The sequence below is a fragment of the Nanhaiella sioensis genome (assembly GCF_046557775.1).
GTDB classification, from domain to species: Bacteria; Bacillota; Bacilli; order Bacillales; family SM2101; genus Nanhaiella; species Nanhaiella sioensis.
Genome location: NZ_JBKAEG010000001.1, coordinates 4,108,257 through 4,132,334 on the forward strand (window position 1 = coordinate 4,108,257; position 24,078 = coordinate 4,132,334).

Here is a 24,078-nt window from a genome sequence, read left to right on the forward strand (position 1 = left end):
AAATAAGAAAGAGATTGTAGTAATATGAATGTGATTGTTAACATTGAATTTCAATTAATGAGCTGTGTTTTAGGAATTGAAGCTGTTCATTATTTCATCTATAAAATAGCGATAAAGTGAATAGCTTCCAGATTGTATATGCCTGATCACAAAAAATGTATGAAAAAGAGAAAAATATATTTGATTTTTAATATAAAATAAGTTAATATAAATGTATCGAATATTACAACTTAGAGTAACTATTTAGTAATGTATACGATAAAAGATTCATTTTATTGTAATAGCACAAAAGGAGAGGGGAGGGTGTCTACTTGATCAATAAAATAAAGTTTGAACTAGATTTAGCTCAACTTTTATTAAAGGGGTGGGGAGATTCACCAAAAGAAAAAGTGGATGAAAGGAGAGATGTCGTGATTATACAAATTATCTAAATTAATTAATTATTCCCTTTCAAATGAATGGAATTTGATGAGTAATGTAGAGATTATCAGTGAAAAGTAAATTTAAATAAAAAGATTGTTTTAACGTAAAAAAGAGGGTAAGAACCCTCTAGCATACCTTTTGAATTAAATTAGGTGAATTGTTCTTTGGTGAGTTTACATCAGATGAAACTTCAAAAGCTTCCATTTGTTCTTGGTCAAAAGGCTTTATAAATTGTTGAAGATAATTAGTATCATTAATCGTAGGATCAAGCCAAACCTTTTCATCATCCGGTTTTAGGATTACAGGCATGCGGTCATGTATTGTAGACATTAAATCATTTGGTTCAGTAGTAATTACAGTACAAGAATATATAGTCTTACCTTCAGGAGACTTCCAAGATTCCCATAATCCAGCCATGCCAAATGGTTCATTAGATTTTAGTTTGATACGCATAGGAATTTTACGATCTTGAGTTTTCTTCCACTCATAGAAGGAGTCAGCAATTACTAAGCAGCGTTTCTTTTTATAAGCGTTACGAAAACTAGGCTTTTCAGCAATTGTCTCACCACGAGCATTAATCATTTTGTAACCGATTTTCATATCTTTTGCCCAGTGAGGAATTAAACCCCATCTAAGATAACCTAGCCGATTCTTTTCACCATCGTTGATTACAGATACAACAGAATGTGAAGGAGCAACATTATAATTAAATCGGTATTCATCTTCAGAGAAAGCTGCTTCAATGCCAAAACGATCAATTATTTGATCAAAATCAGTAAATAGAGTAAACCTACCACACATTTTATCACCTACATAAAATTATTAAAAAAATTGTAGCAAATATTGTAAATATAGGCAAATTCATTTAGAGAGGAGAACATATGAGTTCATTTATTGCTAAACAACCCAATGGTCTTTATTGTAGGTTCTCATTTGTAGTGGATTGTCCTACACATTGGAATATGACTAAAGAAGATTATTTGAACAACATCACAGGATCGGTACCTGACAGAGAGACAGGAAAAGAAATTTTGGAAGATTGGCTAAAACCTTTTTCACATGTGATTGAACATTTTGTTCCAAGAAATATGAGTTGTTCTAAATTTAAAAATATAATTAAAGAAATGAGTGAATAAAACATACATTTTAACGGAAAAGGAGAATGATATGAATCAAATTGAAAATGTATTGAATGCTAGTTCTGTTCCTAGGTTACAAATTCGATGTGAACATGAAGAAGGAGATTATATTTTTCAAACATGGAAGTATGAACTGGTGTATGAGCATTTTACAGGTGAAATCGCAAAAATAATGATGGGAGAGACTAAGAGAGAATCAGGAAGTGGTGAGAAGCCCATTGGTGAAGACGGACTACTTGAACTCCCTTATAGAGATGGAGCACATATCAAGCATGATGCAATTATGTTTAACATGCCAGCATATGCAATATGCGATGACACCGTTCAAAAAATAGACTTAGGGAAATTTAAAGACAAGTTTCCAGAAAAGTATTAGTCTAATAAAATATGCATTTTATTAATGAAATAATTAAATAAAGGAGTGAGGATAATTGACAATAAGTGATTATGTATTAGATCAACCACTTGATAATTTTATAAAGCTTAGACAGTTAGACAAGTATATGTTTGATCATAAAGGATACATAGCTGGGGGAATTTTTAAAAATATCTTTAACAGCGAAAAGTTTAAAGACGTAGACATTTTCTTCGAAAATGAAAAGGACTATTTGGAGGCAGAGGAAAATTTTAAAGGCAGAGAAGATTATAAATTCAGATATAGAAATGATAAGGTGACAGCTTACCTGAATACCAAAACAGGTGTCACAGTTGAGTTGATTAAACATAAATATAAGTCACCATTAGACATGACTAAAGAGTTTGACTTTACTATTACAAAGTTTGTTTATTATAAAGAAAAAGACCCCGAAGAAGAGACTAGATGGAAAGTTGCATATCATAATAAGTTTTTCGAGCACTTGCATATGAAACGATTAGTAATTGATGAAGATGCTAGTAAAATAATTTTACCGGTAAACACATTTAACCGAATGTTCCGATATGCGAGGTTTGGATACTTCCCTTGTAAAGAAACTAAAGGAAAGATTATCCAGTCTTTGAGGGAGTTACCTAGATTCTCAGATGAATTATTAGGAATTGAATTATATAACGGCCTGGATTAATTAATATGTGAGGTAAATAATGTTTATGGAAAATGAGATTGTAGGAAGTACTACTGCTTATTTTTTGATTCACCAATTTATAGATGAGAAAGGAAAATCTTGTGCTGAAGTTTTAGAAAGATTAACTAATATTCCTGAAAATGAATATGATGGTGCATTTGATTGTTTAGAAACTGAGTTAAGTTACCATTTACATGAAGACAGGTTCTCGGTTTTAAAAGTTGAAGCTAAATTAGTCACATCCTATTGTTGGGATTATGGAGTTTATGAATATGATGAGGAATTGAGTTTTGAAGAAGTCGATTTTAATGCTATGTTATAAAATTTCGACTTTATTAGAAAGGAGCGTTATATTGAAAGATTGGTATGTTTATAGAGTTCAATCTATGAAAAAAGATAACATGAAGGTTTATTATGACACACTCATGGAATTGTTTAATAAAAAATTATCATGGAACGAAGTAGAGAATCTTGGTAGAGACCAGATAAGAGAGTTAACAATTACATTTGAAAACAATATTACTATGGCTAAATCAATGATGGATATTGAAAAACTATCGAGTGCAATACAGAATTCTCGAAGTGGTGCTGGAGGCTGTGCAATTACTGAGTTTGAATGTGCCTTTTGCGGTGAAATGGAAAGTTGGGGTAATACATCTACACCAAAAATTTGTAGGAATTGTGCGTATAAGATGGCCAAGAATATCATGCTACATAAAATGGATATCTTGAAGGACTGAGAATAATCCTACTTTTCTCAAAGGGGAGATAACATGAAACACTATGATTACTTAGATGAAGATGTTTTAAGAGATGATATAACGGAAAGAATCAAAGGATTGAATAACGCAATTGAACAATATAAAGAGAAAGAGAGATTGCTAGAAGAAGATTTGCTGTCTGTAACTCATGAAATTAGTCGTGAATTGCTTAGAAGCGAATCTGACAAGATGGTCAGATGGACGCAGTCATACCAACAGGAAGTATTCAGGTTAAAAAAGTTACTATCTAGGCACGATGAAGGACTTAAAATCCCAAGATATGAATTTGGATTATTTGGAAGTAGATAATGATTCTTTTCACTATAGATATGAAAATAAATTAGACAAATATTTCTAATAAAAGTCAGGGTTTATTATAAACAGGAATGAGGTGACATAATTGAGAAAAAGAACAATGCTGGATTTGGTCAATCTTAAATTAAAGGAATTAAATAAATACTTGGGTTCTAATGTTCAAAGACTTGAATTAATTGAGGAGGAAGCAATGAATTCAGAGGATAAAAGTTGGAATATTAAGTGGTTCCGTTCAATTGATAAAGATACTGAAGTTGAGGAGCATATTTTTGGAGGAGACGAGCTAGATATGTTCGCAACATTAAATGGGATTGAGTACGGAATCAGAATGAAAAAAACACATATATCGTAATAAAAGAGTTATTTTACTTAGAAACGCAGCCTTTAATAGTTGGGAAGGGAATGTTAATTCATGAAGTATATAGGAAGAGGTATTGAGTATTATACTTTTAATGGAGAAAAAAGGACTGCTGTAATTAATAAGATTGAATTTCATAAAGCTTTAAGGAGACCGATATTCACAGGATTATCACCGTATGGAAATCTAGTAAGGTTAACTAGGGATGAAATTCATAGATTTAAATAAGGCCGGATAAGAGCACATAGCACAGTTTTTTATTTGAAAGGAGGAGTGTAATTGAAATATACAAAAGATGATTGTATTAGGGATACGGTAGAACACATAATGCAGGTTAGAAAACTTATGATTATAGTAATTGATGAGCTCTTACTTCGAGCCACTGAGCATGACAAGTCAAAGTTGAGTTCACCAGAGTTAGAAGGATTTACAGAGTATAGCCCAAAACTTAAGAAATCAACTTACGGCTCTGATGAATATATAGAAAATTTAAAAGGATTAAAGGTCACGTTAGATCATCATTACTTGAATAACTCTCATCATCCGGAACACTTTGAGAATGGCATTCAGGGAATGAATCTAATTGATTTAGTTGAAATGTTTTGTGATTGGAAAGCAGCAACAATTAGACATAAAGATGGAGACATTAGAAAGAGTATCGAGATAAATAAAGAACGTTTTAATATGTCAGATGATCTAGTTCAGATTCTAAAAAACACCGTAAAATACTTTGATTAAGGGGTCGATTATGTGTCCTTGCTCGGTTTCAGAAAGAAAAAGTTAGATGATAAAACCATGAAAACTCTAAATGAATGGGGTGCAAAAGTTTACGGTGAAGCATATGAACATTATTTAAAAATGGCAAAAGAAGAAAATGAGAATGTTGCTATAATATTCGATGACTGGTGGCATGGTAAAAGTGTTTGTGCAACAGAATATAAGGAAAACTTTTCAGAAGAAGAAAATAAAAGAGCAGGGGAGATTATTTTAACAGCAGTATCACATGGTTTCGGATAATAAAACAGTTCTTTTATTGGGAGGTAAATAAAATTGCATGATATAAAAGATGGGGATCAAATAGTAATACATACAGAAGATGAAGGTGATATTGTGGCAAAGTGTACAGGTGTTACACATACTAATTTAATTCATTACATGTACTATACAAAAAATAATTGTCCAGTAGCAGGATTCGTGGGTAGTGAATGGGTAGAAAAAAAATAACACGATAAAAACGATATTTTAATGTAAATTAATTAAAAAAGGAGTGTGTGAATGGACAAATCATTTGATGACAACTTGGCAAATGGTGGGGCAACTTTTTACTTAAGAGATGAGAGCAGCGCCTCATTCGAATTAATGAATGATGTATTTGAAATGATGAGAGGTAGAGGTTGGTTTATTCAAAGCGATCAAAGGATATCAAAAGATTACCCTAGTCTTGCAGCTAACCATTTCGAAGGAGAGAAGGAAGAATTAAAATTTAAAGCAGAAAAGTATCGAATTGGCTTTAAAATCGAATTCTATCAAGAAGTAAATACGATTAATAAGAATGGTGGATATTATGATTTTGATAAACTTAAATTAATGCCTTATTTAATCCGGTGTAGATTTCTTGTTGAATTAAACAAGGTCAAAGAGTTTGTTGCATCAAAAGGATACATGGATACTTGTGAACCTTTTAAGGAAAAAGCCTATGATGTAATAATGAGACGTATTAAAAGTTGTTGGCACTACAAAGAGGGTAAAGAATTACCCGAATATGATTTACCTATGTATAATGCAGAGGATAAAGATGGGAAGAGAATTAGAAATGGGGAACTAAAATATTTCCGAGATAGGAAAGGTCGTTTACAAAAAGGTGTTGTTTATCACAATATTAATAATATGTGGTGGACAATCATTAGTGAATATGAATATACAAACCTTGGATCATTTGCATTGTTTGATATAGACACGAAAGAAAATAGATCTAGAAAGCTAGTTAAACCATCAGGACTGCACAACCCAAAATCACGAAACACACCCGATCCAAAATTAATAGAAGCATGGAAGAAAGAAGCTAGGAAGGCTAGTAAAGAAACTCGGATAATAAAAGCAAATAACTTATTATCATATTTATATTCTATTGATTGGATGTCACGGAAGTTCCAATATAAACTTAAACCCTCTGGTAGAATTGGACTCCTAGAAGCAGAAAGTAATGCATGGGGTATCCATAAAATATTTGATGAACCTGTTGACCTTCCACTGTATGCAGAAGTATTATCCATGTCTTCTACAGAAAGTAGCTGGGTTAAGGGATTACGAGATTATGTAGTACATGGTAAACCTGAAATAACTAATTGGTTCTGTAAGGACAGTAATGGGGAAGGATCGACATCTCATAAGTGGGTAGAAGTGAGAGAAAAATTGTGGGAAATGGGGGCCATGATCGGTTGAATACTATTATTGAACAAAATGTAGAGATTCATCCTATTGAAAAGCAATTAATACTATATACCAAAGGTCACTTTAAACGAATAGATTATCAAAACGATTTAAAGTTTTTTGCTGCTGAATTATATGGCATGTATCCTGAACAAGTACAAAAATACTCTATTAATCACATGGTAGTGCAACTTTATGAGAAACTTGTTAATGCTGAATATATACCTTTTACATTGCAACGATTTCTAGAGAATTCTTTTAAGAGAGCTTGGCATGATGGTAAAAGTGAGATCGATTATGATGTTGTTCTTAATCAAATACTTGCAGAAATTCAAAATACTGCTGTAAAGGGAATGAATCTAGGAAAAGCAGATTTAAGTCTTTTAGAATCTAAATATAATATTTCTTTTATATGAATGGAGGTGATTGCTGTGGTTAAGTGTGAGCACTGTGGTAAAGAATACGAAACAGATCATGAAATGCTAAAGGATTGTTTTGTATCTAGTGATAGATGGACTTGGGATATTTTTCATAATTGTCAACAAGACAAGGGCATTGAGATACAAGGTTACAGGAGTCAATAAAATTCTCATTTTAACAAGAAATATAGCCCCTAACAAATAGGAGCTGTTTTCTTAAAACGGACGGGATTTACCACAAGTTAAATCTACAATTTGATTATTAAATTCTAGTTCTGTAAGGTCGTCAAGATTTTCTACACATTCAAACTGTTGAGGCGGGAGTAGATCAATTAGTAATAAAAATACTTCCATGGTGTCTTTACCATTTGGAGGAATCTCTATAGTTTGAACAAATGCAGGTGTGTTTTCAGGGAATTGGCTCGTTGTTAAAATTTGTTTTGCCTTTTCTTCATAACAATCTAAAATACATGCGAATCGATCCAGAGAGCCTGGTTCAAACTCATCAATACAATCTCTAACACATGCTAAAGTTTCTTTCCAAGTTGCCATAAAAAGCCTCCTTGCATACTGAGTAAATTAAGTTATGATTTACAGAAACAATATATGTAAACGAATTTAATATGTGCTACATATAAGGTGAATTAAGGGAAAGGCACAATAAAACGAGTATTTTATAGGAAAGTGGTGATTTCAAAATGGGGATCAAATGGTCAGACATAAAAGTATTAAATAGTCCGATGACCAATAACTTATACATAGGAAAAGTAGGTACGGATGGTAGAACTGCTTTAGATAAAAGTGAGGATAGAACAGAAGAAATTAAAGCAGCAATAATGGCTCATATGGATCGACTCTGTATTATTGAAAAAACAGATACTATTAAGATTAATAGTGATGCTGGAACACTGACATGGAAAAGAAAATCAAAATAAAAAACGTACTTTTAATATAAATTAATTAAATAAGGATGATGATAACATGAAAAAATATATGAAAATCTTACGACACGGAAAAGGTGGTACACATGAATCTTTACAAAAGGGCGACAAAATTGTAGTCATGGAAAAACTTGATGGAGCAAATGCTAGTTTTAAAGTAGAAGATGGTAAAATCTTAGCCTATTCTCGTAATAATCAATTAAGTAAAGAAAACAATCTCAGAGGTTTTTATGAATGGACTCAAACTTTAGATCCTAGCAAACTATTATCAAATGTAATTTATTATGGTGAATGGCTTGTAAAACATAAATTAGATTACGGAGAGAACCACAATCAGTTTTACTTATTTGATGTTTTTGATATACAAGCGGAAAGATATGCACCATTTATTAATGTAGAGTTCGAGTCAAAGAAATTAGGATTGAAACAATGTCCAGTTTTTTATCAAGGAGAATATAAATCAATAGATCACATATTATCGTTTGTAGGTAAGTCTTTCTTTGGGAAAGTTGGAGAAGGTGTTGTAGTGAAAAACTATAGTTATAAGTTCAATAGAAACGGAGAGCAGCAATTCACTAAGATTGTGTCAGATGAATTTGCTGAAGTGAAACAAGTGAAAAAACAACGAGTTGCCCCTACAAATGGTCTGCTAGACGAGTTTGTTAACACAAATTTAACTCAAGCAAGGGTAGATAAGATATTACATAAGCTGGTTGATGAAAATGTTCTTGATGAAGATTTTGACATAACAGATATGGGAGTTATATTAAAAAATGGGGGGACATGGATATATGAAGATATAGTTGAAGAAGAGTTGGACACTTTGCTCAAACATGTAAGAATGAAAATTGGAAAGAAACTGCCACAAGTGGTGAAAGAGATCCTGAAGGAAAAGCAAGCTATGAGTAAATTGAATGTAGAAAAACTCATGGATGAATTGCAACAATTGGCCATGGAGCTATACTCTGAAATTTCTACATCTAATGTTCATAATGACTTCTCAGAGAAGATGGAAGTTACTTTATATGACTTAATACCGAATCTTGATGAGGTAGGCCTAAGAAAACTAATTGGCAGACTGAAGAAATTCAAATAAAATTATCTTTTTATTAGAAAGGGAGAGGAAAAAATATGTTAGAAATAGTATAAAACATTAGGGTATACCTTCAATAAAATAAATTAAGATAAATACGGGGGAATTCAAAATGAATAAAGATTTCTTAGAGCGAGCAATTCAAATTGCAGTTAATGGGCATTTGGGTCAAAAAGATAAAGGTGGTAATGCATATATTCTTCATCCTTTAAGAGTAATGCATAAAGTTAAAACTAAAAATGAAAAAATTGTTGCTCTGCTGCATGATGTAATAGAGGATACAAATGTCACATTAGATGATTTAAGAATAGAAGGGTTTTCAGAAGAAATTATTTATGCGATTGACTGCGTTACAAAACGTGAACATGAAAACTATAAAGACTACATAGAAAGAGTGAAGAAATCTCAGATATCTAGAGTAGTCAAACTTGCAGATCTTGAGGATAACTGTGATTTATCCAGAATTAACAACCCTACTCAAAAAGATATTGATAGATTAAATAAGTACAAGAAAATTATTAAGAAATTAGAATAAAGTGTTAAAGCAGTAGCTTGGTATTCAATCACAATAAAACAATGATTTTATATAAAATAAATTAATACAAAAGGAGGAGTGGTGAACTTGAAAGCATCAACTGCCTACGCTATGAGTTGGATTGCAACTGTATTAGCAGTATCCGTTGGAATCATTATAACCAAAAGTGCTATCCCTTTATGGGCGTTAATAATCCCACTTTTCATTAGGGGAGAATTTAGTTCAGAGGGATAGAAATTTCAAAATAAAATTGACCTTTTATTGGAGGTGATTACATGGAGAGCTTAAGATTGAAAGTTATTTTTAAGTCTGGTAGAGAAATTCAGTTGAAATCAAAAGAACATAGCAAAGGAGAACTTAGACAATGGATAAATAGGAATTTAATTAATAGTGATGGATCAGGATATGGTTTCGTAACTTTTGATGACATATTTATCAATATTAATGAGATTGAAATGGTACAAGAAATAAAATAAAACGAATGTTTTATATTAAATAGGAGGTTATCTAAATGAATCTTTTAGAACAGTATATCACTGAGATACATAGTGTTGAAAAATGTGAAGAAGGATGGACGAAAAAATTTGATAAGGAGTTTATAAAAGCTAAGTTGACTACAAATTGCTATGGCAATGAAAAGACAGATGATCATATATTTGATACTGAGAAATGGGAGAAGGTTAAAAAACAAGGTTATTTTATGGCGTGATTACTGAAGGGAGTGTATTGGGTATGGAAAATACTGAGTTTAATCCTTTGCATGAACAAATAAATAATTCAGTAAATACAAATGCATTAATAATTATGCTAAATAGAAAGGGATTAATTACAGCAAGGGAATTTAATAATGCTAAAAATGAAGCGATAACTCAATTTAAAAACGAATTTCCAGAGTTATTCTACTCTAAAAAGGTTGAGAAAGGTAATTGATATAGTAATACTTATATCTTATTTAATTTAAAGGAGTGTTGCGAATGAAACAATATAAGGAAAAAGTGGCAGATTTTAAAGATGAAATTAAGAGTTCTGGATATCCAGATTATAAATCTTTAAATAGAGAAGGTAAATTAATTGGAACAATGTATTTAAAAAAGAAAATGGACTATGGATTCCATATCTACTATATTCATGAACCTAATTCTAATAATCCTCTTGCAGGTGTAAATGGAACGGTATCAGAAATGTATTATGATTTGAGAAATCAAATTTACTGGATAAAAAGAAACTTAAAAGACGTTAAATTTAGTGTTAGAAATGTAGACAGTATGTTTCCAAAGAACTGGAATAAAGTTCAAGAGATGTTTGACTTTTTATCAACTGAAGCAAATAGAGGTTTATACAGTAAGGCACTAAGTCATTTGGGGGCTATGGGAGGTGAAAAAACTGAAATGTTCGGTCGTTTCTTTCATAGGTTAATAACAAATCATAGCTATTTTGAGCTGTTGTTTAAAGGTGGTGTAGATTTCAATCGTAGCACTAGAATTGTAAAATCTAAAGGTAAATCGCCAAGAGAGATACTTGGTTTAAGTAAAACTCAATGGAAGATGGTTACGAAATATGGCTGTTCAATTCGTCGATTACAGGAGATAAACGATTGCAATGCTGATAAAAGAGCGATAAATCTATTGGCTTATATGAAAACCTTAGAAGAAGAGTTCGGCTTAGAAAAAATATCTGAATTTGAGCGTAATGAATTTAGTTATTTATACAATGAGTACCACAACACATCTTCATTAGAAATTGCAAATGACTATAACCTGCCAATTAAAAAATTCTTAAGGTACATATATTTTGAGTGTGATGTTTCTCAAGGTTTGAGATCAGCTTCTGCTATCAGTAATTACAAAGACTACATCAGAATGACTACTGAAATGGGGTATGAAAGATTTGATAGATATCCAAAGTATTTAAAAACAGCCCATGATATAGCATCAAGGAATTACAAAGTTAAACTAAATGAATTAGAATTGGAGGAATGGAAAAAGTCGTTAGAGAATCACAAAAAATTGGAATATACATATCAAGGATTTAAGATTTTTCCTCCAGAGGAACCGAGTGATTTGGTTAGGGAAGGAAATGTACTAGGACATTGTGTAGGAAGTTATGTGAACAAAGTAAGGAAAGGTGCTTCAACAATTCTATTCTTACGGAATAGAGATGATATTGAAACTCCATTGGTAACGATTGAAGTGAGAAACAAAAGAATTACCCAAGCTAAAGGAAAGATGAATAATAATCCATCACATGAGCAACAAATGGTTATTAAGAAGTTTGCAGAGAAATTTGAGCTGGCTGTTTAATAATAAAATAATTATATAAAGGAGAAATTCGAATGAAAGTTAAATGTATTAAAAATGTAGAGGTTAATGGAACTGTTGTGTATTCAGAAGGTGAGGTCTATGAATGTAATAAGACAGATGAACAATCCTTATATGAAGTGAAATGTGGTAATGGAGTTGGATTTTGGAGTGAAGACGAATTAAATGAGCATTTTTCAGAAGTGTCGTATAAAGTATTTAAATTCACTCATAGTGAAGGTGCTGAAATTATTGCAGCAGATAATGCCAAAAATGCTGTTATGTATTTCTTCACAAAATATATAGATAAGGATTCTACTGAAGATATGATTAAGTATGATAGCGTTATTATTAAAGAAGTTGCAGATGAGCAATTAGATAAGCAGCATTTAATTTTTGACGAAGAGGTAGAAGAGGGTATACATACTTCTTATAGAGCGTTAGCTGACAAGTATTTCAATGGTAATCCAATTATTTTGGTATCACCAAATTATTAAATTCGATTTGAAATCATGGAGGTGAGTTGATGATATTAGAAACTCAAAAACTAATAAACAGTGATTATAGTATTCTCAATAAAGTCGGTTGGTTTCTGTATAATCGTGAAGATCAACAAGGTGGATTGAGTAAAGAAGAAATAGATGACTTATTACATATTCTGTGTAATGAGGAAATGGAGAAAGAACTTAGGACTACATATGATAAAGGGTTTGCTGATGCAGCAGGTATTTAGTTCGAAATAAAATGTAAATTTTATAATAAAATAAATTAATAAATGGAGGTAGAAGAATGAAAGGAAATGAAGGATCAAAGCTGCTATTATCCTTATCAATAATGCCATTTACATTACTGATTCATGGTTTTGTTTTATCTCTTCTTTGGGAGTGGTTTATTGTTTCAGCATTCAGCGTACCATCAATTTCTATTATTGAAGCGGTAGGAGTAATGCTAGTTGTTGATTTTATCTTATTGAAAATTGATTGGAAAGAGGAAGCTATGGAAGTACCAATGGAAGAGTTTATATATAAACTGGTTGCTCACTCTATAGTTATGCCTTTTTGGGGACTGGGAATAGGATATATTTTAACATTATTTATATAAGAGAATTAAATACATGGAATAAAATGATGATTTTATTAGAGGAGGAATAAAATATGAAAGAAATACTTGCAATAAAAATAGACTTAGCAATTAGTAAACTAGGGATTAATGCAGAAAAAACTTATGAGGGTGAAGATTATCAAGTTTGGGAAATGGATGAAACTGAATATCAACGATTATGTGATGTGGCTGAAGCTGATTGGAAAGATGAGTACGGTATGTGGAGAAGTTCTACTGGTTCAACCATGGGAAATGATGTTACAGAATACAACATCAACAGTCAAGTCATGTTGGCATGGGATGGTGAAGGGCGGATTCAAGCCTTAAAAGAAGTTGGAGGAAATACAAATTCTGATGATTATTGCTATGGGGATCGTGAATATTTCTCATTGCTAGAGTATCTTTGCGAAGAGGTTGGATGTTCAGCTCCTAGAAATGTTGTTGCATTAGCCGTAGATTTAGCAAAATACAACAACATGAAAATGTCTGAACTGTTTAAAAAATATCAGGGATAAAAACACAATAAAACTATCCTTTTATTAGGAAATTAATTGGAGGTAGATGTAGTATATGAAAGTTAAGCTATTTACTCATACAGATTTAGATGGAGTTGGATGTGGCATTGTTGCTAAATATGCGTTTGGTGACAATGTAGATATTCAATACTGTGATTATGATAATGTTGATGATAAAATAAATCGCTTCTTGGATACTTTACTGTCGGAAAAAAACTATTCACACTCAAATATTTTTATTACTGACATCTCAGTTAATGATGAAACAGCACAGAAAATCAATGAAATACATAAAGGGCTATACAACGTTGATATAAAGTTACTCGATCATCACGCAACTGCAAAATGGCTCAATAAGTATAACTGGGCATATGTTAATGATTATGAGATCAGCATTTATCCAGGTGAAAGTGAAATGAAATCTAGTGGAACAAGTATATTTTATGATTATCTCTGGAATAATTATGAGCTTAATAACCAACTTCTTGTTGAATTTGTAGAAAAGGTTAGACGATATGATACATGGGAATGGTCAACTAGATTTAATGATAGTCATGCTAAACAGTTAAATGATCTATTGTATATAGTTGGTAGAGATCAATTTGTTGAGCGTTTTGGAGTGAACCCTTCCATTAACTTCACTAATTCTGAGAAAACAATACTTGATGTAGAGCAATATAAAATCAGTGAATACATAAATGGTAAGCAAGGTGAATTGAAGGGGTTTGATATATTAGAGTATCGTGCTGGTGTTGTCTTTGCTGAACAGTATCATTCGGAATTGGGTAATGAATTAGCTAAGAGTAATCCGGAATTTGATTTTATTGTGATAATAAATATAGCATCAAATAAAGTTAGTTATCGTGGTGTTAAGGAGAATGTTGACTTAGGGGAAGATGTGGCTAAAGTATTTGGAGGTGGAGGCCATCCAAGAGCAGCTGGAAGTCAATTTGATGGTGAGATGGTGGATGATTTGATTCGAAAGGTTTTTAACATAAAATAAGGACTAAATCGAAATGGAGATTTAATATAAATTAATTAAATAAAAACATTGACTGATATAAATTAAGTTAATATAATTAAGGTATAAAATCGAGAGGGGGTGATGAAATGAAGCTGCTGAAGCTGGCCGATGAGGTTTATGAATACTATAGGGGAAATGTGAAGGGGAATCACAATACTTCTTTTGATCTAGCAAGAAGGAAAATTACTAGGAACGTACACCTAGCTAAAAGATTACATCAGAATAACTTGTTTAATAGATTAAAAGGAATTAAAAAATATCAGTATGGTAATCTGCATATAATTGTAAAAAGAGATACCGTAATACATATTGTGAATTATAAAGGTACTACATTACATAATGATTGGAACTTCGATAAGAAAAAGTATAAACAATTGTCGGTTGAGTTAGGTATTTATTGATGTAAATAAAGAAATTAATTTAATGGGAGTGTTTGAATGAGTAGGTTGTATAATACATTTGAATTTGTCGGGAACTTATATCTGAATGATGATAAGTTTCTTGAGGTAAAAGAAAGCGACTCTGGTTGGGTGGGGAAAAGACTAAATTTTGCTGTACAAGAATCAAAAAATAATAGTGTATTTATAGAGTATTATGGTGGTTACTCAAAATCAAAGGCAAATGTAGTATTTACATTTGGAAAGAGTACGGAATATGAAAAAGGAGAGAAATTAGAAATACCTTGGGAAGATAGAAAGAAGCAAGAAACAATTGAAATGGTCGCAGACTTTAAAAAATTCATTGTTGACTTTACTACTCAACAAGAAGTAAAGGAAAAAGCAGCAAAGTTAAGATATGAAATACGTAGTATTGAATATAAAGATGAGATTACTGATTCAGATAAGGTAAAGTTATCTAAGTTAAAAAAAGAATTAGAAACACTTTCAGTGAACAGAAAAGAATTTATACATGAATTAGATGCAGTTGAATACTTAGCTGAGAATCTGAATACATACAAAAAACATAAATTCCGACTAACAGGTAATATTGAAATCAATGAATGGAACGGTAAATTTTATCGGAAGTTTAAACCAACATTAATTGAAATTGTTGAAGATGACACTCCTAATCAACTTCGTGGGACAATGGATATCTTCTTTATAAAAGGCTGTATAGATGATAAAGATTTTGAGGATGAAAAGAAAGTATTCATAGATGGTTATATTATTGACTATGATAATAATGCTAAAAAGGATGTATTTTATCCACAACAATTCATCCTAAATGCACAAAAATTAGACTTTGAAAATGAATTACATGTCAAAAGATTTAACTTTATAAAAAATAAATTTGATGTTAAGAATAAAAAATCGGTTTATCATCTTCAGTGGGTAGTATCGTTCTTCAGAGGAGCTGATGTAGTTGAATTTACATATGACGATCTTACATCTCAGCAAAAAGAATCAGTAGATATAGGACTGGCAAAAGTAGAAGATTTTAAACCTAAAGGTCAAGTGTTAGGAGAATCAGTAGAAGAAAATCGTCTAATAAAACCACTGTTACAAATTGTAAACGATCAAAATGATTTTCGGGATGGGGTAGTAGAATCTTCATATGAGCCTGAAGATTTGGATTATGTAGCAGTCGAACGAAAAGAAAAGAAAGAAGAAGTTACAGAAAAGTCATCAGAAACAATAAAACCTGATGCAGATTTTGATGATTTATTCTCATAAAATAAATTAAACTAATAACATACAAAGGAGAGGTTGCATGGCTCGAAAGTTTGGCAAGAAAAATAAAATTAAGGTTGATCCATTAGCATATAACCTAGGTTTAATTGGTGAATCAGGTATTGGTAAAACAACTCTAGCAGTTGATACTTGTGAAAAACTTGTAGGAACAGATGGTTATCTAATATTAAATTTTGGTAAAGAAGATGGAGTTGATGCAATTCCTAACGCAATGTACGAAGATGTTCCTGAATGGGACATATTTGAAGAGATTGTTGATGACATTATAGAAAATAGAAACACAGATTACAAAGATTTAAGAGTATTGGTTTATGATACATTCGATGAGTTAATGCGTGTTGCAGAACCAGAAGTAATTCGCTTGCACAATAAAGAAAACCCAGATAAGAAAGTTAAATCGATTAAAGCAGCATTTGGTGGATTCCAGGCAGGAGAAGATAAAGCTATTGATCTTGTATTAGATAAAATGTGGGCTTTGAAACGTGTAGGTATTTCAATGTTTGTTATTGGTCATACAAAACGAAAATCAATGACTGATTTAGTTACTGGGCAAGAATATGAAATGCTAACTACAAACATGAGTAATCGGTATTTCAATGCTATAAAAACCAAACTTCACGTTCTTGGAGTAGCTTCAATAAATCGTGATATTGAAGAAGTTAAAGTTAAACAAAAAATCGGAAAAGATAAGACAATTGGAAATGTACTTGGAGAACAACGGATTATTACATTCCGTGACGACAATTTTAATATTGACTCTAAATCTCGTTTCTCTGATATTACATCTAGTGTTTCATTAACAACAGATGAATTTATTGGAGCCATTGAAGGTGCTATAAAATCATCTTTCAAAAAACAAGGAAGTAAAACAACTTTAGAAGAAGAGAAAATTCAACAAGAAAAGGAGAAACAAGATAGTTTAGAGGAAGAATTGAAAGATCGATTAAAATCGAAGGTGAATGTAGAAAAAAATGTTAAATTGATTGAAGTTGTAAAAGAAAGGTACCCTAAAGCTTCTGATGATGTTAAAAAGAAAGTTAAATCCATTATGGATGAATACAATATACAATCATTTAAAGATGCCGAAGAAACCTCAACTGAAGGTCTTCAAAAGATTGTTAATATTATTTAATTTAATATTAAAGGGGGTGTGATTATCCCCTCTTTTCTCTATAAGGTGGTGAAGATTGTGGCAAGAAAGTGTAAATGTAAGATTTGCAGAACAGAAGGAACTACCGATACTTTTTACAAAGTAACAAATGAAAAAGGTAAAAATTCCTACTTTTGTAGTGAAGAAGAATATAAACAATCTCTAGAAGAGAAGGTTAAATATAAAGAGTTAATGTGTTTCATTTCCGAACAAATTTTAGGTTATAAGGAAGGTCAAATAGTACCCCCAGTTTTAGTTAAAAAGATTATGCAGCTAAAACAATTCTATAACTACGAGGTCATTTTAAAAGCATTTGAGTTAAAGAAAGACGATATCCATTATTGGATAATAGTCAAAAATTTTAACAGTGAGTATGGCAAGGTAAGTTACATTATGAAAATTATTGAAGGTTGTATAAACGATGTTCATGATGAATGGGTGAGAAAAAAGAGCCAACATCACCAACAAGAAAAACATGATATAAATTCACTAATGAACGAAGATATTATAATAAAAAATAGAAATATAAAAAACGACAATAGTATTTTGGACTTTTTAGAGGAGGATGATCTGTGAAAACTTTGAAGGATTATAATGAAAAACTTGTTTCGAATAGAGATCACATTGAAGCCTCTTTTATTTTTTGCTTATGGAGAAATCCTGAATTATTTTCAGATTTTGAAAAAGAAGTGAGAGCAGACAGGGATTTACTTACGGATGATGGTAGATTTTATTATACCCTTGGATACGAGATGTATAAATTAGGTTATAAGAGTTTTGACGATGCAAGTATTTATAGTTTTATAGAGGATAAAGATTCTTTTAAAAAGGGTTTTCAACTAAGAGGAGGTTATAAAACTGTAGAAGAAATAAGAAGTATTGTAAATGAAGATAACGTGGAAATTTATTATGATGAATTAGTTAAATATAATATGTTATTAAACCTTAGTGATAAAGGATTTAATGTCATTGATGAGTTAGATAAGTATCGAAAAATGGTGAGTTCTCAACTATATGATTATTTTGAATATCAATTGGACAATATTTTTCTAAACAGAGGTAGTGGAGTAAAAGTTGAAGATTTAGATCTGGATGAAGATTTTATAGATTCATGTGATAGTGGTATTGAGATGGGTCTCAGCTACGCAAATACCTCTCCTATAATGAATTTTCATACGCTTGGTTTGCACTTAAGTAATGTGCTGATATTTGCGGGTTTTTCGGGAACAGGGAAAACATCATATTGTGTAAATACATATGTTATGTCTATTTTAGATCAAGGTGAAAAAATAGTAATTGTTGCGAATGAGATGAATAAAAGAGCATGGCAACATATTTTTATGGCGACAATTTTATCACTAAAATTAGGTTACTATGGGTTACCAAGAAAGAAACAAAAAATGGGTAATTTTAGTGATGAACAGCAACTAATGATGAAAAAGGCAAAGGAATATTATGATACTAATTACAAAGGAAGAATTAAGTTTGTAAAGATATTTGATTACAGTATTGATGATGTAAAACGAGTTTTTAGAAAAATGAATAAACAAGGCTTTAAATACGGCCTTTATGATACGTTTAAATCAGAAAATGCTGCTTCAGGTAACGTTACTGGTGAATTGATTGAAGCATCCAAACAACTACTTCAGGTAGCTGAAAAGGAAGAAATGGGTATTATTATTACTATGCAGTTAGCTATATATATGGAAAATACTCGTTATTTAACTGCTGCTACTTTGTCAAGTGCAAAAGGTGTAAAAGAAGTAGTTTCAGAATTAATTATGACTAGACCAGTATGGGAAGATGAATTTCCAGATGGGAAATTTGATATAAAGCCTTACAAGTTCAAGAAAGATTCTAGGGGTAAATACACGAAAGTTAAAGAATACATAACTATGAATCCAGAAAAAAAGTACAGAATTATGTTCCTGGACAAGACTAGAAATGATGGAGGGGAAATCGCAATTCTATACCAATTTGATGGGGATTGGAATAAATGGACTGAATTAGGGTATTGTACTCCTAAACACCAAAGGTAGGTGTTTAAGTATTGGATGTTTTTTCGCTAAAACAGCACATAATCAGAAATCCTTCTTATATTGAAAAGCTATTAGAGTGCTGTAAATTTCACAATATTAGAGATTTTGGTAATGAATATAGGTGTGGTAATAAATTAGACTCTAACCCTACATCTATTAGAATTAGTAAGAATTCGTTGGGAACTATTAATTTTTCATCAGGATTAAAAGGAGACATCATTACACTTATTCAAGAGAAGAGAGCCTTGTCATTTAAGCAAACAATCGAATTTATATCTAATAAAGTAAATTATAAATTTGATGGTGTAATTGACAAGTATGTACCTCCTTTTGGAGGATTCTATAAACATATAGAAAAATTGAAGAAAGAAGAATTGGTCGTGATGGAGACATATCCACTCACATTATTAGAAGAGTATCATAAAATGCCAAACTTATTATTCTATAAAGATGGAATTTTACCAAAAGTACAAGTAGATTACAAAGTTGGTTTCGATAGTGTATCAAATAGGATTACATGTCCTTGGTTTACTTTTGATGGAGAGCTTTGTGGAGTAATGGGTAGGCTAAATAAAGAAGAATTAGAAAACCATGAAGTGAAATGGTTTCCTGTCATTCCTTTTCAAAAATCCAAAACATTATATGGGTTCTCTCAAAATTATAAATTAATCCAAAATAGTGACATATGTATGATTGGGGAATCAGAAAAACACACTATGAGTTTAGCAAGTAAAGGTTTAGGTGTGGGTTTATCACTGGGGGGGAGCTATCTAAGCGATATCCAAGCTAATCATATTAAATCACTTTATACAAACAGAACACTAGTAATGCTAGATGAGGGGTTAGAGGAAGATAAAAGTGTAGAAATAGCAAAAAAATTGAAATTCAATCATTTCTTTAGTAATCAAGTAGGATACGTGTTTGATGCTAAGAATTTCTATTTACCTAAAGGATCAAAACTGGCTCCATCGGACTTAGACAAATCAACACTGAAGAAATTATTAGAAAATTGTACAAAATGGATTTAAAGGGAGTGTGAATTTGAAAGAAACTACTGTTTATTCATATTCAAGGTTTTCGACATTTCATAACTGTCAGTACGAATATTACAATACATATGTGCTAAAGAATAAGGGGATAGAAAACGTATATACCCTTACTGGTTCACTCATTCATGACAATTTAGAGAAAATATATAAAAGTAAAGGTGACATACAAAGTTTTCATAATAGTTTTGAAGAAAAACTAATGGAACTAGATTTACTAGGAATTGACTTCCCAAATGAAAAAGTGAAAGAAGCTTGGATGAAAGATGTTCGACATTTCATTAGTAATTTTAATAAGATTGATTCCAAGATGTTATTAGAAAAAGAGATTAAATTTGAAGTAGGAGATGGAATATACTTAAAAGGTTTTGTAGATGCAATATTACCAAGTGATAAAGGTAAACCATATGTCAATGTTTATGATTGGAAAACATCAAGTAAGTTTTCTGGAAAGAAATTAGATGAAGCGGGTAGACAACTATTACTATATAAGATTGGTCTTGAGAGTGATAAAGCAATAAAAGTAGATAAAGTCATGTGGTTCATGATCAAGTATGTATACGTTTGTAATGTTTTAAAGAATACGAAAACAAAACGAAAGATGTGCAACAGACATAAATGGGTCAAAGAAATTCGGAAGCAAGTTGAAAAGGAATTATATAAACTAATGTTAGATGAATTTGAAATTGAGCTATTACTGGATAAAGCAGAAAGTGAAAATAATCTTAATTGCATGCCTGTTGAGATTCAAAAGAAATATTGGCTAGAAGATTGTATTGTTGAATATGAGGTCACGGATGAAAAACTTAATGACGTTAGAGCATTTGTTAAAGATACAGTAGTAGAAATCGAGAGAAAGAATAAAGCAAACGAAGATGAATGGGTTCCAGTAAAAATAGACAAATATAATTCATTTTACTGTGGGGTTTTATGTGGTCATCGAAAACGATGTAAGTATTATAAACAATTTTTAGAAGATAACTCAAATAACTTTGAAGCTAAGAAGAAAGAAAATGAATTTGAAAATTTGTTTAGCTGAAGGATGGTTTAATGAGGAAAATATTTTATGACTTTGAAGTTTTTTCTGGTGTGAAGGAACATGGGAAAAGCTTTTGGTTAGTTGTATTAATCGACTATGATACAAGAAAAAAAAGTATCATTATAAATGATGTTGAAAAACTTAAACAAGTATACAAATTGCTGAAGAATGATATATTCATAGGGTACAATAGTAGGGGTTATGATCAGTTTATATTTAAAGGTCTACTGTTGGGAATGGATGCTGGATATATAAACGACAAAATCATCTTAGAAAATAAAAAAGGTTGGCAAGTAGTAAGAGATGCTTATAAAATACCTTTCAATAATTTCGATATAAGTACAGGTTTCCACAGTTTAAAACAATTAGAAGGATTCATGGGTAGTAAAATTAAAGAATCTGAAGTGTCATTTGATATACAAAGAGCAGTTACAAAAGATGAAATATACGAAATAAGTGAGTATTGTACACATGATGTCGAAGAAACAATTAAAGTCTTTGATGCAAAAAGAGAAGAGTTCGATAGTCAATTACAATTAATTGAAGCATTTAACCTTGACATGTCTATGTTCTCAAAAACAAAAGCTCAATTAGGTGCATATATTCTAGGAGCTGAAAAACATGAGAATAGAGGAGATGAATTTAATTTATCTTTTCCAGATACTCTAGTAATTAGTGAAAAATATCAACACATTGTTGAGTGGTATAAACAGCCTGAAAACATGGACTATAAGAAAAAATTTCGAGTAGATGTTGCAGGTATGCCAGCTATATTTGCATGGGGTGGAATTCATGCTGCATTACCAAAATATCATGCTGAGGGAATTATTGTTTGCTGTGACGTTTCTAGCCTATATCCCGCATTAAAAATAGAATACGGATATATCAGTAGAAATGTTAAAAACCCAGAAAAATATAAAGAAATTAGAGACACACGTTTAGAAATGAAAAGAAATAAAGACCCTCGACAAGCACCTCTCAAGATCGTAATAAATGGAACGTATGGGGCAATGAAAGATAAATACAATCCTTTATATGACCCACTAATGTCAAATAATGTTTGTTTAGCAGGTCAGATGTTGTTACTAGATTTAATTGAAAAATTGGAACCGTATGGAGAATTGGTACAAGCCAATACAGATGGTGTATTCATTAAAGTAGAAAAAGAATCTGATATTCAAAAATTAAAGGACGTTGCTAGTGAGTGGGAAAAGAGAACGAGGTTAGACCTTGAATGGGAAATCGCTAGTAAAATTTATCAAAAAGACGTAAACAATTATGTGTTGGTATTTCCGGATGGTAGCTACAAATCAAAAGGAGCATATGTGAAAAAATTAAATGATTTAGATTATGACTTACCAATAGTGAATAAATCGTTGATTAATTATTTCACAAAGAATATTCCCGTAGAAGAAACAATTAAGAAGTGTACAGATCTTAGAGAGTTTCAAAAAATTGTTAAAGTGTCAAATAAATACCTTTATGCACAACATGGAGATATAAGATTATCTGAAAAAGTGTTACGTGTATTTGCTTCGAACGATGATAACGCTCTAGGAGTGTATAAAGTAAAGTGGAAATTGAAGGATGGTATAGAACAGGAAGTTGCTGAAAAAATCGGCAATACACCAGAACGTTGTTTTATAGATAATGATGATGTAAAAGAAAAGAAAGTCCCTGAATATCTAGACAATGAGTACTATATTGAGATGGCTAAAAAAAGAATAAATGACTTCCTTGGTATTTCAAATAAAAAGAAGAAGTCTAAAAGTAAGAGAGGCAAATCAGAATAGATATTAATTTTCTTTAAGTTAAATTTCAAAATAGCTATTGTAATATGAATTAATCTAATATAAAATAATATTATATAGAATATATAAGGAGGTGTTGATGCTTATTTTATTAAAAAACATAAAAGAAGTAGATACTAGACAAATAGTAACGATGGGGTTAATTGTAACTCTAGCAATATTGAACACTGTTACTATACTAAACTTCAATAAAGTAAAAGCTGAAATGAAGGAGGAGTTAGAATATAAATATAAATTAATAGAATATAAAAAATCAGAAATTGATAAACTAGCCAAAACACTAGATGATAAAGAAAGCACTATTGAAAATTTACAAGGTCAACTGTCAATACAATCAATAGAAAGTATAAGCGAGGTGAAAAAAGATGACTTTACATTTTATGAAGAAATTCCACTTGAAAGAGAAATTCAAAAGTATATTTATGAAGAATCGAAAAGTAATGGCCTTTCGTATGAACTAGTTCTGGCGGTAATTAAAAAGGAATCAAATTTTGATACATTTGCTGTAAGCTACAATGGTTCAAGTGTGGGGTTAATGCAAATCAACCGAAACAACACACTAGGATGGCTTGCTGATAAAGTTGGAATAGAAAAAGTAGATCCTTTCAATCCCTATCATTCTATAAAAATGGGAACATGGTATTTAGGTTATTTGAAACAATACTGGTTAGAGCAAGGTTATTCAGATGAAGACTCAACGAAAGCAGCGCTGCTAAGCTATTTAAAAGGGAAGTCCGGAAGCATAGATTACATAATGAAAAATGGGTTAAATCATGATTACTTATATAAAATAATTAAATATATAAATAAAATAACCGGATGAGGGCGTTAGATGTTTCAAATATGAGATGAAGAAGTTCACTAAACGTAGGTAGAACATGTAAAGGTTA

38 protein-coding genes are annotated in these 24,078 nt (G+C 31.1%); 36 read left to right on the forward strand and 2 right to left on the reverse strand.

Annotated elements, in window-relative coordinates:
- Positions 1-549 precede the first annotated feature (549 nt).
- Entirely contained in the window at positions 550-1,224 is a 675-nt protein-coding gene (locus V1503_RS19235) for an SOS response-associated peptidase (RefSeq protein WP_410628762.1), read from the reverse strand.
- An 80-nt stretch (positions 1,225-1,304) separates the two neighbouring features.
- On the opposite strand from V1503_RS19235, the gene V1503_RS19240 reads away from it, so the two are divergent.
- The 14 genes from V1503_RS19240 (at position 1,305) to V1503_RS19305 (ending at position 7,071) form a co-directional block, all read left to right on the forward strand.
- Positions 1,305-1,559, forward strand: coding sequence for a hypothetical protein (locus tag V1503_RS19240; RefSeq protein ID WP_410628763.1), 255 nt, complete (start codon positions 1,305-1,307; stop codon positions 1,557-1,559).
- Between the two features lie 31 nt (positions 1,560-1,590).
- A complete protein-coding gene (locus V1503_RS19245) occupies positions 1,591-1,938 on the forward strand; it encodes a hypothetical protein (protein WP_410628764.1) in 348 nt (115 codons plus the stop codon).
- A 55-nt stretch (positions 1,939-1,993) separates the two neighbouring features.
- A complete protein-coding gene (locus tag V1503_RS19250; RefSeq protein WP_410628765.1) occupies positions 1,994-2,623 on the forward strand; it encodes a Gabija anti-defense Gad2 family protein in 630 nt (209 codons plus the stop codon).
- 19 nt (positions 2,624-2,642) lie between these two features.
- Positions 2,643-2,945, forward strand: a complete 303-nt coding sequence (locus tag V1503_RS19255; RefSeq protein WP_410628766.1) for a hypothetical protein — start codon at positions 2,643-2,645, stop codon at positions 2,943-2,945.
- A gap of 31 nt (positions 2,946-2,976) precedes the next feature.
- Positions 2,977-3,363, forward strand: coding sequence for a hypothetical protein (locus tag V1503_RS19260; RefSeq protein ID WP_410628767.1), 387 nt, complete (start codon positions 2,977-2,979; stop codon positions 3,361-3,363).
- 33 nt (positions 3,364-3,396) lie between these two features.
- Entirely contained in the window at positions 3,397-3,693 is a 297-nt protein-coding gene (locus V1503_RS19265; RefSeq protein ID WP_410628768.1) for a hypothetical protein, read from the forward strand.
- A 91-nt stretch (positions 3,694-3,784) separates the two neighbouring features.
- Positions 3,785-4,051 (forward strand): hypothetical protein, encoded by a 267-nt coding sequence (locus V1503_RS19270; RefSeq protein WP_410628769.1) that lies wholly within the window; start codon positions 3,785-3,787, stop codon positions 4,049-4,051.
- A gap of 60 nt (positions 4,052-4,111) precedes the next feature.
- On the forward strand, positions 4,112-4,285 hold the full coding sequence (locus V1503_RS19275; protein WP_410628770.1) for a hypothetical protein: 174 nt from the start codon (positions 4,112-4,114) through the stop codon (positions 4,283-4,285).
- A 51-nt stretch (positions 4,286-4,336) separates the two neighbouring features.
- A complete protein-coding gene (locus V1503_RS19280; protein WP_410628771.1) occupies positions 4,337-4,795 on the forward strand; it encodes a DUF5662 family protein in 459 nt (152 codons plus the stop codon).
- 12 nt (positions 4,796-4,807) lie between these two features.
- A complete protein-coding gene (locus V1503_RS19285; protein WP_410628772.1) occupies positions 4,808-5,074 on the forward strand; it encodes a hypothetical protein in 267 nt (88 codons plus the stop codon).
- A 33-nt stretch (positions 5,075-5,107) separates the two neighbouring features.
- Positions 5,108-5,281: a hypothetical protein gene (locus V1503_RS19290; RefSeq protein ID WP_410628773.1), complete on the forward strand. Its 174-nt coding sequence runs from the start codon at positions 5,108-5,110 to the stop codon at positions 5,279-5,281.
- A 51-nt stretch (positions 5,282-5,332) separates the two neighbouring features.
- Complete coding sequence (locus V1503_RS19295) at positions 5,333-6,499, forward strand: hypothetical protein (RefSeq protein ID WP_410628774.1); 1,167 nt, start codon at positions 5,333-5,335, stop codon at positions 6,497-6,499.
- Positions 6,496-6,903, forward strand: a complete 408-nt coding sequence (locus tag V1503_RS19300) for a hypothetical protein (RefSeq protein ID WP_410628775.1) — start codon at positions 6,496-6,498, stop codon at positions 6,901-6,903. The genes V1503_RS19295 and V1503_RS19300 overlap by 4 nt, the downstream gene beginning before the upstream one ends.
- A gap of 15 nt (positions 6,904-6,918) precedes the next feature.
- A complete protein-coding gene (locus V1503_RS19305) occupies positions 6,919-7,071 on the forward strand; it encodes a hypothetical protein (protein ID WP_410628776.1) in 153 nt (50 codons plus the stop codon).
- 51 nt (positions 7,072-7,122) lie between these two features.
- Here V1503_RS19305 and V1503_RS19310 read toward each other — a convergent pair whose 3' ends face one another.
- Positions 7,123-7,458, reverse strand: coding sequence for a hypothetical protein (locus V1503_RS19310; RefSeq protein WP_410628777.1), 336 nt, complete (start codon positions 7,456-7,458; stop codon positions 7,123-7,125).
- 146 nt (positions 7,459-7,604) lie between these two features.
- Between V1503_RS19310 and V1503_RS19315 the strand changes: the two genes are divergently transcribed.
- The 22 genes from V1503_RS19315 (at position 7,605) to V1503_RS19420 (ending at position 24,011) form a co-directional block, all read left to right on the forward strand.
- On the forward strand, positions 7,605-7,841 hold the full coding sequence (locus V1503_RS19315; RefSeq protein WP_410628778.1) for a DUF7446 family protein: 237 nt from the start codon (positions 7,605-7,607) through the stop codon (positions 7,839-7,841).
- A gap of 46 nt (positions 7,842-7,887) precedes the next feature.
- Entirely contained in the window at positions 7,888-8,943 is a 1,056-nt protein-coding gene (locus V1503_RS19320) for an RNA ligase family protein (protein ID WP_410628779.1), read from the forward strand.
- A 109-nt stretch (positions 8,944-9,052) separates the two neighbouring features.
- Positions 9,053-9,475 (forward strand): GTP pyrophosphokinase, encoded by a 423-nt coding sequence (locus V1503_RS19325; RefSeq protein WP_410628780.1) that lies wholly within the window; start codon positions 9,053-9,055, stop codon positions 9,473-9,475.
- Positions 9,476-9,562: 87 nt separating this feature from the next.
- Positions 9,563-9,709 carry a hypothetical protein gene (locus V1503_RS19330; RefSeq protein ID WP_410628781.1) on the forward strand — a complete coding sequence of 49 codons (147 nt, stop codon included), beginning with the start codon at positions 9,563-9,565 and terminating at the stop codon, positions 9,707-9,709.
- 41 nt (positions 9,710-9,750) lie between these two features.
- Positions 9,751-9,951 (forward strand): hypothetical protein, encoded by a 201-nt coding sequence (locus tag V1503_RS19335; protein WP_410628782.1) that lies wholly within the window; start codon positions 9,751-9,753, stop codon positions 9,949-9,951.
- Positions 9,952-9,986: 35 nt separating this feature from the next.
- Positions 9,987-10,184, forward strand: coding sequence for a hypothetical protein (locus V1503_RS19340; RefSeq protein ID WP_410628783.1), 198 nt, complete (start codon positions 9,987-9,989; stop codon positions 10,182-10,184).
- A 23-nt stretch (positions 10,185-10,207) separates the two neighbouring features.
- Positions 10,208-10,405 carry a hypothetical protein gene (locus V1503_RS19345; RefSeq protein ID WP_410628784.1) on the forward strand — a complete coding sequence of 66 codons (198 nt, stop codon included), beginning with the start codon at positions 10,208-10,210 and terminating at the stop codon, positions 10,403-10,405.
- Between the two features lie 44 nt (positions 10,406-10,449).
- Positions 10,450-11,775, forward strand: a complete 1,326-nt coding sequence (locus V1503_RS19350) for a PcfJ domain-containing protein (protein WP_410628785.1) — start codon at positions 10,450-10,452, stop codon at positions 11,773-11,775.
- 32 nt (positions 11,776-11,807) lie between these two features.
- Positions 11,808-12,269 carry a hypothetical protein gene (locus V1503_RS19355; protein ID WP_410628786.1) on the forward strand — a complete coding sequence of 154 codons (462 nt, stop codon included), beginning with the start codon at positions 11,808-11,810 and terminating at the stop codon, positions 12,267-12,269.
- Positions 12,270-12,298: 29 nt separating this feature from the next.
- Positions 12,299-12,505 (forward strand): hypothetical protein, encoded by a 207-nt coding sequence (locus V1503_RS19360; protein WP_410628787.1) that lies wholly within the window; start codon positions 12,299-12,301, stop codon positions 12,503-12,505.
- A gap of 56 nt (positions 12,506-12,561) precedes the next feature.
- Positions 12,562-12,873: a hypothetical protein gene (locus tag V1503_RS19365; RefSeq protein WP_410628788.1), complete on the forward strand. Its 312-nt coding sequence runs from the start codon at positions 12,562-12,564 to the stop codon at positions 12,871-12,873.
- 53 nt (positions 12,874-12,926) lie between these two features.
- Positions 12,927-13,388, forward strand: a complete 462-nt coding sequence (locus V1503_RS19370; RefSeq protein WP_410628789.1) for a hypothetical protein — start codon at positions 12,927-12,929, stop codon at positions 13,386-13,388.
- Positions 13,389-13,443: 55 nt separating this feature from the next.
- Complete coding sequence (locus V1503_RS19375) at positions 13,444-14,391, forward strand: DHH family phosphoesterase (RefSeq protein WP_410628790.1); 948 nt, start codon at positions 13,444-13,446, stop codon at positions 14,389-14,391.
- A gap of 107 nt (positions 14,392-14,498) precedes the next feature.
- Positions 14,499-14,813: a YorE family phage-derived protein gene (locus V1503_RS19380; RefSeq protein WP_410628791.1), complete on the forward strand. Its 315-nt coding sequence runs from the start codon at positions 14,499-14,501 to the stop codon at positions 14,811-14,813.
- 36 nt (positions 14,814-14,849) lie between these two features.
- Entirely contained in the window at positions 14,850-16,085 is a 1,236-nt protein-coding gene (locus V1503_RS19385; protein ID WP_410628792.1) for a hypothetical protein, read from the forward strand.
- 37 nt (positions 16,086-16,122) lie between these two features.
- On the forward strand, positions 16,123-17,235 hold the full coding sequence (locus V1503_RS19390) for an AAA family ATPase (RefSeq protein WP_410628793.1): 1,113 nt from the start codon (positions 16,123-16,125) through the stop codon (positions 17,233-17,235).
- A 57-nt stretch (positions 17,236-17,292) separates the two neighbouring features.
- A complete protein-coding gene (locus tag V1503_RS19395; protein WP_410628794.1) occupies positions 17,293-17,829 on the forward strand; it encodes a YorH family phage-derived protein in 537 nt (178 codons plus the stop codon).
- A complete protein-coding gene (locus tag V1503_RS19400; protein ID WP_410628795.1) occupies positions 17,826-19,292 on the forward strand; it encodes a DnaB-like helicase C-terminal domain-containing protein in 1,467 nt (488 codons plus the stop codon). Before V1503_RS19395 ends, V1503_RS19400 begins: the two co-directional genes overlap by 4 nt.
- A gap of 11 nt (positions 19,293-19,303) precedes the next feature.
- Positions 19,304-20,320 carry a hypothetical protein gene (locus tag V1503_RS19405; RefSeq protein WP_410628796.1) on the forward strand — a complete coding sequence of 339 codons (1,017 nt, stop codon included), beginning with the start codon at positions 19,304-19,306 and terminating at the stop codon, positions 20,318-20,320.
- 7 nt (positions 20,321-20,327) lie between these two features.
- Positions 20,328-21,377: a PD-(D/E)XK nuclease family protein gene (locus V1503_RS19410; RefSeq protein WP_410628797.1), complete on the forward strand. Its 1,050-nt coding sequence runs from the start codon at positions 20,328-20,330 to the stop codon at positions 21,375-21,377.
- An 11-nt stretch (positions 21,378-21,388) separates the two neighbouring features.
- Positions 21,389-23,170, forward strand: a complete 1,782-nt coding sequence (locus V1503_RS19415; protein ID WP_410628798.1) for a hypothetical protein — start codon at positions 21,389-21,391, stop codon at positions 23,168-23,170.
- 97 nt (positions 23,171-23,267) lie between these two features.
- A complete protein-coding gene (locus tag V1503_RS19420; protein ID WP_410628799.1) occupies positions 23,268-24,011 on the forward strand; it encodes a transglycosylase SLT domain-containing protein in 744 nt (247 codons plus the stop codon).
- Positions 24,012-24,078 lie beyond the last annotated feature (67 nt).